Source organism: Neotabrizicola shimadae (assembly GCF_019623905.1).
Classification (GTDB): domain Bacteria; phylum Pseudomonadota; class Alphaproteobacteria; order Rhodobacterales; family Rhodobacteraceae; genus Neotabrizicola; species Neotabrizicola shimadae.
On the sequence record NZ_CP069373.1, the window covers coordinates 1 to 15,160 of the forward strand.

Consider the following 15,160-nt stretch of genomic DNA (forward strand, 5'->3'; position numbering starts at 1 on the left):
ATGACCGGGACGCCCGCCGCCCCGGCCCCCCGGCCCCCCGGCACCCAGCCCTCGACCCGGCCCATGCACGAGGGGCTTTACCGCTGGTCGGCCAGCTTCGATGCGCCCGCCCTGATCGCAGCCTTCCACGACACGCTGCAGCAGCCCGAGCCGGGGGTGATCCGCAACTTCCTGGGCACCCGGATCGAGGCTCTGGTCTACCCACCCATCCTGGCAGGGCGTGAGGGGATGGTCGAGCCGGTGCCGGATCCGGGCAACTGGCATGCCGACATTGCCGAATGGGCGGCGGCGCTGCACAGCGTCGACAAGGCGCGGGGCAGCTACCGAATCGTCGAACTGGGCTGCGGCTGGGGCTGCTGGATCACCAACATGGGCGTGGCGGCGCGGACGCGCGGCCTGCAGGTGCAACTGGTGGGTGTCGAGGGCGATCGGCGGCACCTGGAGAACGCCGCGCGCACGCTGGCGCTGAACGGCTTCGGCCCTGGCGACTGGGCGCTGCACCATGCCGTCGCTGGCCCCCGGCACGGCAAGGCGATCTTCCCCGATCCCGAGGGCCAGTCGCATTGGGGCGCTGAACCGGTGTTCTATCCCGACGCAGCGCAGTTGGCCGAGGCCGAGCGCAGCCCGGGCCTGCAGGTGCTGGACTGCATGACGCTGGCCGACCTGGCGGATGGCGGCATGATCGACCTTCTGCACATCGACATCCAGGGCGGCGAGGCGGATTTCGTCGAGGGCAATGCCGAGGGCCTGGCCGCCCATGTCCGCCGCGTGCTGATCGGCACGCACAGCCGGGTGATCGAGGGTCGCCTGATTGCGCATTTCCTCGCTGCCGGCTGGCGCATGGAGATGGAGCGCCCCGCGATCATGGAACTGGTCGGCGGACGGCCTGACATCCGGATAGATGGCGTGCAGTTGTGGGCGAACCCGGCGTTGGCAACTGAATGACGGAGCAGGCATGACTGATCATCCCCCCCTTGCCGCCGTGGTCTGGCCTGCGGGTCAGAAGAGTCTGCTCCTGAGGATCCTGGTTGAGGGCGGCGTGCTGCCACGCGCCGTGCTGCGTGCTTCGGCCGAGGGGGCGGGGCGGCTGATCGTCGAAACCGAGTCATTTCCGGAGGCCGTGGTCAACCGATTCGAGGCCGCCGTTGCCGCGGGCAAGGCAGAAGACAGTGCGGCGGGGTTCTACCGCTTCGCCAGCGTGTTCTTTTCGCGGCTGGCCGATTTCCGGCAGGCCTGGGCGCCGGCCGGAGGTGATGAAACGCACCTCCTGGTCGCTCGCGGGGATCTGCGGGCAGCTCCCGAGATCTGGATGCGGCGCGTCCTGGCATTCCTCGACCCGTCCGGGGTCCCCGCGGAGGAGGAAGTCCGGGCTCTTGTCCAGGTGGCCGACCAGGTCCTGAAGTCGGAACCGCCCCCTGACCTGACGGCTTTCCGTCATTACGAAGCTGATCGCTTTGCCAAGCTCGAGAGGGTGTCTCTGCGGCGGGACGTGGTTCAGGACGTCTTCCGGAAATTCATGGGCCGGGACCTGGATGAGCACGGCATCTTGCACTTTCAGGCACTTGCGAGCGTTACCCGGCTGGGTGAGGCGCTTGCCAAGACGCCGGAGTTCGCGCGCAGAAAACAGCGGTGGGCCGCTTCTTCCGCCGAGCGGACCATCATTCACCTGCACGTGCCGAAGACGGCCGGAACCAGCCTGAATGCGATCCTTTCAAGCAACTGGCCCGCGGGCAGCATCCTGGAAGCCCACACGGGAGATCTGGAGCCCCTGGAAAGCCTGTCGCAGGAAGAGCGGCGCAAGCTCCGGGTCATCCGCGGCCACCTGCAATATGGCCTGCACACGATGCTGCCCCAGGACGTGGTCTATCTCTGTGTCCTGAGGCGCCCCGGCCCAAGAATATTCAGCTTCTATCGCTACGTGCAGCGGATGACGACACACCCGCTTCATGACGTCGTCGTTCAGCAGAACCTGGGCTTCGGCGGCTTCCTCAGCCTGGCGGCCGGACAGAGACCAGACCTGCGCAACGAAATCGACAACGGCCAGATGCGGCGCATTGCGGGGCATCTGACCGCCGGGGCGATTCCCCGGATCGAGACCTTCCAGACTGCCGTGCAGCACCTCTTTGCGCCAAACATGATCTTCGGGCTGACTGAGCATTTCAGCCTGTTCCTCGCGAAGCTAGCCGAGCAGAACCTGCTTCACCTGCCCTTCGAGATGGAACAGAACGTGGCTCCGCCGGGCCCAGACTATGCCAGCGCGGTTGCTGGCTTGACGCCCGAAGAGCGGGCCGTGCATGACGATTTCTGTTCCTGGGACGAGGAACTCTACTCAATGTGCAAGACATTTCTCTTTGGACCGTCAACATCGGAAGACTGACCCCATGATCACCCCCATCCTTCTTTGCGGCGGTTCCGGCACGCGGCTCTGGCCGCTGTCGCGCAAGAGCTATCCCAAGCAATTTGCCCATATCCTGGGGGACGAGAGCCTGTTCCAGGCCTCGGCGCGGCGCTTCGTGGGGCCGGGCTTTGCCGATCCGCTGGTAGTCACCGGCAACGAGTTCCGCTTCATCGTCACCGAGCAACTGGAAGCCTGCGGCATCCGCCCGGCCGGCATCCTGATCGAGCCCGAGGGCCGCAACACCGCCCCCGCTGCCGTGGCCGCGGCGCTGGAGGTGATGCGCCGCGATCCCGAGGGGATCATGCTCCTGGTGCCCTCCGACCATGCCGTGGCCGATCCGGCCGCCTTCCGCGCCGCGGTGGAAACCGGCCTGCCCGCCGCGGAGGCCGGCCGCATCGTCACCTTCGGCATCGCCCCCTCCCGGGCCGAGACCGGCTATGGCTGGCTGGAAGCCGGCGAGCCGATCCATCCCGGCGTGCATGTGCTGACCCGTTTCGTGGAAAAGCCCGATGCTGCCCGTGCGGCCGAGCTTCTGGCGGACCCGCGCAACCTGTGGAACGCGGGCGTCTTCCTGGCCCGCGCCTCGACCCTGGTGGAGGCCTTCCGCGAGCATGCGCCCGACATCCTGGCCCGTGTCTCGGATGCGCTTGGCGCGGCCGAGACCGACCTGAACTTCACCCGCATCGACGCCGCGATCTGGTCGCGGGTGCCCGAGGATTCCATCGACTATGCGGTGATGGAAAAGGCGAAGAACGTCGCCGTCGTCCGCTTCGCCGGTCACTGGAGCGACCTGGGGGGCTGGGAATCCGTCTGGCAGGAAAGCGCGCAGGACGCTTCGGGCAATGCGCTGTCGGCCAATGCCACGGCGATCGACTGCGCCCACACGCTCCTGCGGTCGGAAGATCCGGGCATCGAACTGGTGGGCATCGGGCTGAGCAACGTGGTCGCGGTGGCCATGCGCGATGCGGTGATGGTGGCCGACATCTCGAAGGCGCAGAACGTCAAGCAGGTGGTGAAGATCCTCAAGGACCGCGGCGCCAAGCAGGCGGTGCAGTTCCCGGTCGACCACCGGCCCTGGGGCTGGTTCGAGACGCTGATCCTGGCCGATCGCTTCCAGGTCAAGCGCATCCATGTCCATCCCGGCGCATCCCTCAGCCTGCAAAGCCACGTCCATCGCTCGGAGCACTGGATTGTCGTGAAGGGCACCGCCCGGGTGACCGTGGGCGACGAGGTGAAGCTCCTGACCGAGAACCAGTCGGTCTACATCCCGCTTGGCGCCATCCACCGGATGGAGAACCCCGGCAAGGTGCCGATGGTGCTGATCGAGGTGCAGACCGGCAGCTATCTCGGCGAGGATGACATCATCCGCTACGAGGATATCTACGCCCGCAAGTGACGGCCCTTCGGTCACCGGAAGACGATCCAGGGGCGCGCCCCTGGATCTCAAGGTTGTTGCCCGCTTCAAGACCCTGCGTTACGCTGGGGTGGTGAGGATCCTGCGTTTTTTTGCAGGAATGAATGATTTTCAATTAGGAACAATGATATGGCACACGACTCTGCCCTGAATCCCCAGGATACCGTTCTGTTGTCCGACGCCTTGGGTGACGATCTGCTGTACCAGATCAACTCGATCGATAGTACGACTGTACCGGAAGAGACCGCCACCAGCTCCGATCTCGATGCGTCCGACGACGGGCTTTCGGGCGATCTCGATCCTGAACTGGTGGCTGCTCTTGGCCCGGACAGCCCGGAAGATCAGACCACGATTTCGGTGGAAGGTCCCGACCTTGGCTTCCTTCGGACCGCTGCCATCTCCGCGGCGGCGACGGGGCCGATGAGAGCCACGATCCAGGCCGAGTATTCGACCAGCGGCTGGGAATCCCAGGCCACGTCCGGCTGCGCCTGCCCGCTCTGCGGCGGCAATTCCTTCGGCGGCGGTGGCGTTTCCGGTGGGGTCGGCGCGCCCGCCGCGGCCACCACGCTGAACACGCTGGCCACCTATCTGAACGAGCGCAACACCGGCAGCGGCGGCGCCGATTTCTGGGACGATTTCTGGGGCGGCGGCAGCGATGTCTCCACCCCCTTCTGGAACCTGACGGCCTCGGGCACCAACGCCCAGAACGGGACCATCACCTTCAACGTGACCTCGGCCAACTTCTTCGACAGCAACGGCCTGGCCGGCGCCGCGCTGCAGGAGGCGATCCGCAATGCGCTGGACGTCTATGAGGACGTGCTGGGGATCAATTTCGTCGAGACGACGGACGTCAATGCCGACCTCGCCTTTGGCGACTGGGACGCCGGCTTTGCCTATGCCAACTTCGACCGTGCCTCCGATGGCTCGATCTCGCGCGCTTGGGTCAACATCGGCTCTGGCTGGTCGGGCAACGGCACGATCGGCGACTACTATTTCCACACTGCCCTGCACGAGATCGGCCACACGCTCGGCCTTGGCCACCAGGGCAACTACAATGCCGGTCAGGGCTCTCTGACCTATGGCAGCCAGGCGCAGTGGCAGAACGACACCATCCAGTACACGATGATGTCCTACTGGGCGCAGGCCAACTACACCCAGGCCGGGTATGCCGGGTCGAGCGGAGCTTTCCTGGGCGACGTGAACGTGATCGGCCCGCAGATCGTGGACTGGCTGGCGCTGGACCGCATCTACAATCCGCAGGGTTACGGCATCGATGACGGCGCCACCACCGGCAACACCACCTGGGGCTTCAACAGCACCTGGACGGATTCGGTTTCGCCGCCCGTCGAGAACACCCTGAACGACGCCTTCAGCCTGATCTCCACCCTGCTCGATACCAACACGATCTGCATCGTGGACGGCGGTGGCATCGACACGCTGGATCTGTCCGGCTTCGCGAACAACACGCTCATCGACCTGCGCGAGAATTCGGCCAGCTCGACGACGGTGTACTTCTCGAACGTCGCGGGCCTGAACGGAAACCTGTCCACGTCCGTGGGCACGGTCATCGAAAACGTGGTCGGGGGCGCCGGGGCCGAGACGATTCACGGCAACAGCGCGGCCAACGACATGCGCGGTGGCGGCGGCAACGACACGATCTACGGTTACGGCGGGGCCGACGCGATCTATGGCGATGCCGGAGCGGACTGGCTCTATGCCGGCGGCACCTCTGGCGACACCGTCTATGGCGGGGAGGGCGCCGACCGCGTCTATGGCGGCCTGAACGATCAGACCATCTACGGCGGCAACGGCAACGACACGCTTTATGGCGATGACGCTGCCCCGACCTCGACGGTTGCCGACTACATCAGCGGCGAGGGCGGTGACGACTTCGTCCTTGGCGCCAACGCGGGCGACACGATCTATGGCGGGTTGGGCAACGACTCGCTGCGCGGCGGCGGCGGCGGCGATACGATCTACGGCGATGCCGGCATCGACACCCTGCGCGGCGAAGACGGAAATGACGTGCTTTCGCCGAATTCCTCGCTCGAGACCGGCGAAATCTACGATGGCGGTGCCGGCAACGACACGCTCGATTTCTCGAACTTCGGGCTGGACTATGTGGTGAACCTGGTTTCGGGAACCTTCAGCACCGGGGCGACCTCGACCACGCTGATCGCGATCGAGGCCGTGAATGCCGGCAGCGGCAACGACACGATCTCGACCACCAACAATGGTGGCGAGACGGTCTGGGGCAACGGCGGCAACGACAGCATCGCCGGCGGGCTGAACAACCAGACGCTTTACGGCGGTGCGGGCAATGACTCGATCTATGGCGACGGGTTCACGTCCCAGAATTCGGGCGTCGGCGACTACATTGATGGTGGCGACGACAATGACCACATCGAGGGCGCGGGTGGCGCCGACACCATCCTGGGCGGCAACGGCAACGATTTCATCACCGGCGACCGCGGCTTCGTCTTCGCTGACAACGACAGCCTGGATGGCGGCGCCGGTACCGACACCGTCAGCTACCAGAACTCGACCGCGGGCGTGAACGTCACGCTGAACGGATCGTCCAACACCGGTGGTTCGGCCCAGGGCGACACGCTGGCGGGCTTCGAAGTCCTGGTCGGCTCGAGCCTCGGCGATACGCTTTATGGCGGCAGCACCTTCGGCGCCACGATCCAGGGCGGGGCGGGCAACGACTCCATCACCGGCGGGTTCTCCTCGCAGTCGCTGGAAGGCGGCGACGGCAACGACACGCTGTATGTCGGCGCGGTCGAGTTCCTTGACAGCGTCAGCGGCGGCGCCGGCATCGACACGCTGGACCACAGCGCGGTTTCTGCGGCGAACGTGAGCGGCGCGACCTTCGACTTCGCGGCCGGGGTGGGGACCGTTGGGTGGTCAGCCAATGGAACCATCACGCTGTCCGGCATCGAGGTCTACCTCGACGGCGCCGGCGGCAACATCATCGTATCGGACGGTGGCGGCAACACCTATTACGGTGGCGACGGCAACGACACGATGCGTGCCACCTCCGGGCCGGAGACCATGTATGGCGGCAATGGCACCGACGATCTCGACCTGAGCATCGGCAATTTCATCTACACCTTCGACATGACCACGGGCCTCGCCACCCAGTACTCGGGCGAGCTGTTCCTGGGCTTCGAGAACGTGACGATGGGCAGCGCCAACGACACGGTTACGGGATCGGGCGGCGCGAACATCATCAACGGCGGCGGCGGCAATGACAGCCTCGATGGCGGCGGTGCCAGCGACACGCTCTATGGCGGCGACGGCAACGATACCCTCATCGGGGGCACTGGGACCGACACGCTCTATGGCGGAGCCGGCAACGACAGGATCACCTCCGACGGCGACAGCGGCTATTATGACGGCGGCGCCGACGATGACACGATGCTTTCCGGCATCGGCGGCGAGACCATGGATGGCGGCAACGGCATCGACCTGATCGACCACCGCGCCTTCAACGGCAATTACCTGTTCGACATGACGGCCGGGACCACCAACTTTGGCGGCGAACTCTATACGAATTTCGAGAACGTGCTGATGGGGAACGGGGCCGATACGGTCACCGGCTCCGACGCAGCAAACTCGATCAATGGCGGCGGCGGCGACGATGTGCTCTCGGGCGGCGGCGGCGACGACACGATCCTGGGCGGCGCCGGAAATGACACCATCTATGGCGGTTCGAACATTGGTGGTGGCGATGTCCTCAATGGCGGCGCCGGAAATGACTACTTCGTCTATGTGTCGGGCGAGGGTTATGACAACTTCTACGGCGGTGGTGGCATCGATACCGTGGTTCTCCAGACCTTCTTCACGGACACCTATCAGGTCGACCTGCTGGCCGGGACCTTCGCCTATAATGGCGGCGCCCCGTCCCGTGACATGGTCTCCATCGAACGTGTGATCACCGGTGACAATGCGGATTCCGTGACCGGATCGACCGCGGGCAACCGGATTGAACTCGCCGGCGGCAACGACACCTCATCGGGCGGCGGCGGCAACGACCAGATCTATGGCGGCACCGGCAATGACCAGCTCTTCGGCGGCGGCGGCAATGACCAGCTCTTCGGCCTGGACGACAACGACACGCTTGATGGCAGCATCGGCGCGGATACGCTCTTCGGCGGCAATGGCAACGACAGTCTGAACGGCGGCAACGACAACGATACGCTGAATGGCGGTGCCGGCGATGACACGCTGAATGGTGGCACCGGGGCCGATGACATGACCGGGGGCGGCGGCAACGACACCTTCTATGTCGATGACCTGGGCGACACCGTGTCCGAACTCAGCGGGCCGACGCAGGGGGTTGATCTTGTCTATACCTCGATCGACCTGTCGCTGACCGTCCTGAGCGCCAATGTCGAGAACCTGTTCCTCCTGGGGGTCGGCAACATCAGCGGGACCGGAAACACGCTGGACAACACGATCACCGGCAACAGCGGTGCCAACGGGCTCAGCGGCCTGGCGGGCAACGATACCCTGATCGGTGGCAGCGGCAACGACACGGCGACCGGCGGCAACGGCAACGACAGCCTGAACGGCGGCAACGACAACGACAGCCTGAACGGTGGGGCCGGGACCGACACGCTGCTTGGCGGCAGTGGCAATGACACGATGTCGGGTGGCGCTGACGCTGACACCTTCGTGTTCGCGGGTTCCTTCGGTGTGGATGTGATCAATGATTTCGCGACCGGTGTCTTTGGCGAGGTCATCAGTCTTTCGGGTGTCGCGGCCATCGTGAGCTTTGCCGATCTCGTGGCCAATCACCTGTCGGAAGTTGCCGGCAATGCCGTAATCTCGGCCGGCGCGAATACGATCACCCTTGTCGGGGTGTCGGCGTCCAGCCTTCTGGCGGATGACTTCCTCTTCTGATCGCCGTCAGGCCCTTCCAGATGCTGCAGGCGCCCGGGGAAACCCGGGCGCCTTGCTTTGGGGGGATCACACCCGCCCCAGCACCGCCCCCAGCCAGAGAAGCGCGGTGCCAAGCCCGCTCTGGCGGTGGACCCCGAGCCTTCGCAGAGCTCGCAGCCGGGCCAGACCGGGCTGCGCCGGGCCGGACAGGCCGTCAAGCACCGCCCGCGCCTCGGGCGTCAGATCCACGGGGCTCGCGCGCAGCGCCGCAAGGTTGCCGGCGATCCAGCGCGCATAGTCATGGCCGAACAGCAGCCCGATGCGGTGCAGCAGCGCGCCCAGGCCCACGGGGGCGCCCAGGACATTCTGCCCGTGCTGGCGGTACAGAAGCACCGTCTCCTCGTCGATCAGTGCCTCGCCCCCGGCGGCCAGCACCAGAAGCGACAGCCACCAGTCCTGGAAGGCGATGCCGGGATGCCGCCCGGCCTCTCGCGCCAGCGCCAGCGCGGCGGGGTTCAGCACGCAGGAATGGCCGCTGACCATGTTCTGCACCACGGCATTGCCCAGGCTCACCGGCCCGCGCGGCCGGCGCGACCGGCCGACCGGGCGGCCCTCCTCGTCGATGTGCAGCGACTGCGCGCCATAGATCACCGGGCGGGCGGCGTCCTTCTGCCCCAGCCTGTCCAGCGCGCGGGCCAGCTTGCCGGGCAGCCAGACATCGTCCTGGTCGCAAAGCGCTGCGAACCGGCCCGGTCCCGCGGGCAAATCGGGATGGGTCAGCAGCGCGAGGAAGTTCTGTGCCGCGCCCTGCCGTGGGCCCTCGACCAACCGCACCTCGTGCCCCCTACCGGCGCCTGCGGCGAAGTCTGCGACGATCCGCCGGGTGTCATCGCCTGATCCGTCGTCACCGACCCAGAGCGACCAGTCGACATGGCTTTGCCGCGCAAGGCTCTCCAGCTGTGCCGGCAGCCAGCGTGCCCCGTTGAAGGTGGCCAGCAGGATCGACACATGCCCCGGCGCGGGCGGCGGCGAGGCAGGGCGGGCGGGCTCTGGCGACAGGACGGGCATCCCTCAGCCTCTAGACCGGAACGGCGCCGGTTTGAACCACGGCGATGCGGTGCCTGCATGGACAGGGCAGGGCGGGGCGGGCTAGATCGCCCTCGGCGGCAACAGCAGGGATGGGGCGCACAGGTGGCGGGCAGGGTAAGACGGCTCTTCCAGCGCTATGCCCTGCGGCACCTGGAACTCACCGCGCCGGGTCCGGTGCTGCGCGATGGCGCGGGGCAGGCAATCGGCCGGGTCGACCGCATCGTGCTGACGGGCGATCACCTGCGTGTCGAAGGCCATGCCGCGGCGGATGTGGTGATCCTGCATCTCGGCGGGCGCGAGCGCCGGGCGGTGCCCAGGGCCCGCGCCGGCGGGATGCCCGCCTTCCGCCTTGTGCTGCCCTTCGCGCCCGGCCGGCCCGAACTGGAACTGCGTGCCGGCGACTGGACGGGACGCGCCGCCCTGCCGGGCTTTGGCGCCCTGCGCCGCCAGGCGGCGGCTCTGGCGCTCTGGCCCGGCTTTGCCGCCCGGGGGGCGCAGGCCCTGCCCGCAGCGCTGCGCTGGCTGCGCCATCACGACATGGCCGCGCGCGAGCAGATCAAGCGCCGAATGGGCCTGAACGCGCTGGCCGACGATCTGGAACTGGACCCGGCGCTGCTGGCCCCGCCGCAAGCCGAGCCGTCTCCCGCGCTGCGGGGGCGCGTTCAGATCGTGATGCCGGTCTACCAGGCCTTCGACGACCTGACCGAGGCGCTGGACCGGCTGCGGCGCCATTCCGACCTGCCCTGGCACCTGATCCTGGTCGAGGATGCCTCGCCCGATCCGCGCATCCGGCCCTGGCTGGCCGATTGGGTGGCCCAGGTCCAGGCGGCGGGCGAGGGACGGGCCTGCCTGATCGAGAACCCGGTCAACCTGGGCTTCATCGGCGCGGTGAACCTTGGCCTGGCCCGGGCGCGGCAGCAGGCGCCGGACTCTCCGGTGGTGCTGCTGAACAGCGATGCCTTCGTGCCCGAGGGCTGGCTGTCACGGCTGGTGGCGCCGATCCTGGCTGACCCGCTGGTGGCCAGCGTCACGCCGATGTCGAACGATGCCGAACTGGCCTCGGTCCCGGCGATCTGCACCCGCACCGTGCTGGAGCCCGGCGAGGCCGATGCCATCGACGCTGTTGCGCGCAGTCTGGCCCCCGGGGGAGGTCAGGGCGCGGGCCTGGCCGAGGCGCCGACCGGCGTGGGCTTCTGCATGGCGCTGTCGCCGCGCTTCCTGGCGCGACTGCCGGGCTTCGACACCGCCTTCGGCCGCGGCTATGGCGAAGAGGTGGACTGGTGCCAGAAGGCGGTGGCGCTTGGCGGGCGGCATCTCTACCTGCCCGGCCTCTTCGTCGAACATCGTGGCGGCGCCTCCTTCGGTTCGGCTGCCAAGGCGGAACTCCTGCGCCGCAACGGTGCCGAGATCTCGCGCCGCTATCCGCAGTTCGACACCGAGGTGCAGGGTTTCCTCGGCACCGATCCGCTGGTCACCGGGCGGCTGGCGCTTGGCCTGGCCTGGGCGGCGGCGCGCGCCGGGCGGGCGCGCGTGCCGGTGCATCTGGCCCATTCCATGAAGGGCGGCGCCGAGATGGATCTGGTGCGCCGGCTGAAGGCCGAGGTCTCGGTCCGGGGCGCCGCCGTTGTGCTGCGCGTGGGCGGCACCTTCCGCTGGCAGGTCGAACTCCACAGCGCCGCGGGCGTCACCCGGGCGGGCACCAACGATTCCGATCTGGTGCTGCGGCTCCTGTCGCTCCTGCCGCGGCGGCGCATCATCTATGGCTGCGGCGTGGGCGACCCCGATCCGGTCGAGATCCCCGGCCTGCTTCTGGCCCTGGGCGCGGGGCAGCAGATCGTGGTGCAGGTGCATGACTACCTGCCCATCAGCCCCTCCTATGCGCTGGTGGGCGAGGGCGGGCTCTGGCGCGGCCTGCCGCGGCCGGGCACGACGGACCGCGCCCACATGCAGCGGCGTCCGGACGGCCGGATGGTGGATCTGGCCGAATGGCAGGCGGAATGGGGCGCGCTGATCGCGGCGGCCGCCCGCATCGAGGTCTTCAGCGAGGCCTCGGGCGAGATCATCGCCGGCATCTGGCCCGAGGTGCGCGACCGGCTGGTGCTGCGCCCGCACCGGATGCTGGCCGAGGTGCCGCGGCTTGCGCCCCCGCCCGAGGGGGCGCGACCGGTCATCGGCGTCCTGGGCAACATCGGGCCGCACAAGGGCGCGGCGGTCCTGGCCGAACTGTCGCGGCGCCTGGCGCGCAACCGTGAGGCCGATCTGGTGCTGATCGGCAATCTCGATCCGGCCCACCGGCTGGCGCGGCCCGCCCGCATCCACGGCAGCTATCGCCTGGCCGAGATCCCGGCCCTGGCCGCGCGCTATGGCATCACCTGCTGGCTCATGCCCGCCGTCTGGCCAGAGACCTTTTCCTTCGCCACGCACGAGGCGCTGGCGACCGGCCTGCCGGTCTATTGCTTCGATCTGGGCGCCCAGGGCGAGGCGGTGCGCCGTGCGGTGGCCGCGGGGGCGCCCGGTGCCGCCATTCCCCTGCCGGCCGAACGCGGCGCGGCGGTGACGGCGATCCTGGACCATGTGCTGCACCGCCGCCGGGCGCGGCCGGTTCAGCGCTGAAGCAGCAGCCGGTGATAGCGCCAGAGCAGAAAAAGCCCGGCCAGCCCGCAGGCCCCCGCGATGCTCATCACGTAAAGCGGCGAGGCATAGGGCGCATCGTAGCTGGCATAGATGCCGCGCCGGGTGATGCCGACGATGTGGATCAACGGATTGTACCAGAACCAGTCGCGCACCGGTTCGGGGACGGCATCATAGATGAACATGATCCCTGACAGGATGAACATCGGCCGCATCAGGATGGACCAGGCCTGCTGCCACAGCGGAAAGGCGGTCATCAGGAAGCAGTTCAGCACGCCGACGCCGAGCGCCAGCGCCCCGGCCAGGGCGAAGGCCAGCCCGAGCGAGGGGAAATCCAGGATCACCCGGGTGTCGAACATCAGGATGATGCCGGTGAAGACGATATAGGCGACCATCAGTTCGGTCAGGAAGTTCAGGATGAACCGCGCAAGGATCGCATCCAGATAGGTCACGCTCGGATAGGCCAGCAGCGGCCGGGAATAGTTCAGCGCCTGCGCCACCTTGGTATTGACGGTGCTGAACATCATGAAGGGCAGCATCCCCGTCGCATAGAACAGCGGAAAGCTGATGCCGAGCTGCGGGTTGCGGAACAGCACCGAGAAGATGAAGGACAGGATCGCGATGCCGCCGACCGGTTCCAGGATCGCCCAGGCATAGCCGCCTGGGGTGCGACCGTAGGAGGAACTCATCTCGCGCAGGATCAGGGCGCCGATGGAGCGGAAACTGGCAAATGGCCTGCGTCGGCCGACCCGGCGCAGGCGCGGCTCCACGGGCGGCGGCAGGGCGGCGGAAGGCGGGCTGTCGGCGGAAACCATCATTCTGTGGGCAAAACAGCGCGAACTGGGCCGAAATCCCCGAAAGGGGCAGGCCGCGGGGTGAGGCGGGATATACTTTCCCGCGCAGACTCTGTAGCAATGTCGCTACAGGAACGGAACCATCAAGTGAGGCGCGATTGCCTTCCTCCCCGCAGGATCCGGCCGGTCGCCCGGCTCCGCCTTCGCAAGATGCAGACCCCGCAGAGGCCAGGCCCCGCACCGCGCCCGCCGGGCCGCGGGTCGGCGGGGCAGTCCTGCCCGGCCCGGGTCAGCGCGGCCCGCGGCCAAGACCCGCGCAGGGCGAGGCCGGAGCCGGGCCTGCAGGCGCCGGTTCTTCTGGTCCGGGTTCTTCTGGTCCTGGCCAGCCGCGCCCGGGCGGGCGGGCGGCCCTTTCCGCCGTGCCAGATTCCCCTGCCAAGCCATCGCTTGCGGCCGCGCGCCAAAGGGCCGCGGCCGCAGGGATCGTGCCGGTGAAACCCGCCGAAACCGCGGCAGCCGCCGTGGTGACCAAGCCCGCGTCACCCGCTTCGGCCCCGCCCGGTCAGGTCGTGCCCGCAGCACAGGCGGCGTCCCAGACGGCAACTCCCACGCCAACCCCGGCAGCGGCCCGGCCTGCCCCTGCGGCTGCGCCAACGGCTGCGCCCGTGGCGGCTCCGGCGGCGGCGGGTCGGCCAGCCCCGGCCGTCTCCGTCCCGGCCGGGGCTCCGGCGGCACCGGTCGGGCCGGCCAAGGCGGCCCCGCCGGTGCCACCTGCGCCGGCGCCTGCTGCCACCGCTCCGGCCTTTCCGCCCGCAGCAAGGCCGGCCCGGTTGCATGCGAGGCACTGGCTGCTGGCCGCCAGCTTCCTTGCCATGGTGGTGCTGCCGCTGGTGGTGGCGGCCTGGTATCTTTATGCCCGTGCCGTGGACGAATATGCCTCCACCGTCGCCTTCTCGGTCCGGCGCGAAGAGCAGGGCTCGGCCCTGGAAATCTTCGGCGGCCTCTCGGCCCTGTCGGGCACTTCTTCCTCGTCAGACACGGATGTCCTTTACGAATTCCTGCAGAGCCAGAAGCTGGTCGAGGATCTGAATTCCCAGCTGGACCTGCGCGCCCTGTGGTCCGGGCCGCGCGCGGAAGACCCGGTCTTTGCCTTCGATCCATCGGGCACGATCGAGGATCTGGTGAAGTACTGGAACCGCATGGTCCAGGTGAACTATGACAGCGCCTCGGGCCTGATCGAGGTGCGGGTGCTGGCCTTCACGCCCGAGGATGCGACCCGTATCGCCCAGGGCCTGTTCGACCAGAGCGCCGACATGGTGAACGATCTCAGCGCCGTCGCGCGCGAGGATGCGATCAGCTATGCCCGCGACGACCTGACCGCGGCCGAGGACCGGCTGAGGGCCGCGCGCGAGGCGGTGACGGTGTTCCGCAACAGGAACCAGATCATCGACCCGGCGCTGGACCTGCAGTCCCAGGCGGGCCTTCTGGGAACGCTCCAGGGCCAGTTGGCCGAGGCACTGATCGAGCTTGATCTCCTGCGCGAGACGGCTGCGGCTTCGGACCCGCGCATCACGCAGCTCGAACGCCGGGTCGAGGTCATCAAGAACCGGATCGCCGCGGAACGCGACAAGCTTGGCATCGGCGTCACCGAGGCGGGCGACACGGTCTATGCCGATATCGTGGCCGAATACGAGCGCCTGACGGTGGACCGGGAATTCGCCGAGAAATCCTATGTCTCGGCCCTGGCCGCCTATGATGCCGCAAAGGCCGAGGCACGGCGCAAGAACCGCTATCTTGCCGCCCACGTCCTGCCGACCCATGCCGAAAGCTCACGCTATCCGGAACGCGGCACCATCCTTGCGGTGGTCGGGGTCTTCCTGTTCCTGGCATGGGCGATCGCCATCCTGGTCGCCTGGTCGATCAAGGACCGCCGCTAGGGCGCCCGGA

The 15,160-nt window shown here is 67.8% G+C and carries 8 protein-coding genes; 6 read left to right on the forward strand and 2 right to left on the reverse strand.

The features are described 5' to 3' along the window. The 4 genes from JO391_RS21200 to JO391_RS21215 form a co-directional block, all read left to right on the forward strand. On the forward strand, positions 1–945 hold a 945-nt coding region (locus tag JO391_RS21200; RefSeq protein WP_259444946.1), incomplete at its 5' end, for a class I SAM-dependent methyltransferase. A gap of 10 nt (positions 946–955) precedes the next feature. Beyond that, positions 956–2,377, forward strand: a complete 1,422-nt coding sequence (locus tag JO391_RS21205) for a hypothetical protein (RefSeq protein ID WP_220664816.1) — start codon at positions 956–958, stop codon at positions 2,375–2,377. A 4-nt stretch (positions 2,378–2,381) separates the two neighbouring features. Then, positions 2,382–3,794, forward strand: a complete 1,413-nt coding sequence (locus tag JO391_RS21210; RefSeq protein WP_220664817.1) for a mannose-1-phosphate guanylyltransferase/mannose-6-phosphate isomerase — start codon at positions 2,382–2,384, stop codon at positions 3,792–3,794. A gap of 147 nt (positions 3,795–3,941) precedes the next feature. Further along, complete coding sequence (locus tag JO391_RS21215; protein WP_220664818.1) at positions 3,942–8,720, forward strand: M10 family metallopeptidase C-terminal domain-containing protein; 4,779 nt, start codon at positions 3,942–3,944, stop codon at positions 8,718–8,720. A gap of 66 nt (positions 8,721–8,786) precedes the next feature. Here JO391_RS21215 and JO391_RS21220 read toward each other — a convergent pair whose 3' ends face one another. After that, positions 8,787–9,767: a glycosyltransferase gene (locus tag JO391_RS21220; RefSeq protein WP_220664819.1), complete on the reverse strand. Its 981-nt coding sequence runs from the start codon at positions 9,765–9,767 to the stop codon at positions 8,787–8,789. A 123-nt stretch (positions 9,768–9,890) separates the two neighbouring features. Here JO391_RS21220 and JO391_RS21225 point away from each other — a divergent pair, with 123 nt between their 5' ends. Beyond that, a complete protein-coding gene (locus tag JO391_RS21225) occupies positions 9,891–12,401 on the forward strand; it encodes a glycosyltransferase (protein WP_220664820.1) in 2,511 nt (836 codons plus the stop codon). Here JO391_RS21225 and JO391_RS21230 read toward each other — a convergent pair. Beyond that, positions 12,392–13,237 carry an ABC transporter permease gene (locus tag JO391_RS21230; protein WP_259444947.1) on the reverse strand — a complete coding sequence of 282 codons (846 nt, stop codon included), beginning with the start codon at positions 13,235–13,237 and terminating at the stop codon, positions 12,392–12,394. The two genes, JO391_RS21225 and JO391_RS21230, sit on opposite strands and share 10 nt — an antisense overlap. Before the next feature lie 806 nt (positions 13,238–14,043). Between JO391_RS21230 and JO391_RS21235 the strand changes: the two genes are divergently transcribed. Next, positions 14,044–15,150 carry a KpsE/RkpR family capsule polysaccharide export protein gene (locus JO391_RS21235; RefSeq protein WP_220664821.1) on the forward strand — a complete coding sequence of 369 codons (1,107 nt, stop codon included), beginning with the start codon at positions 14,044–14,046 and terminating at the stop codon, positions 15,148–15,150. Positions 15,151–15,160 lie beyond the last annotated feature (10 nt).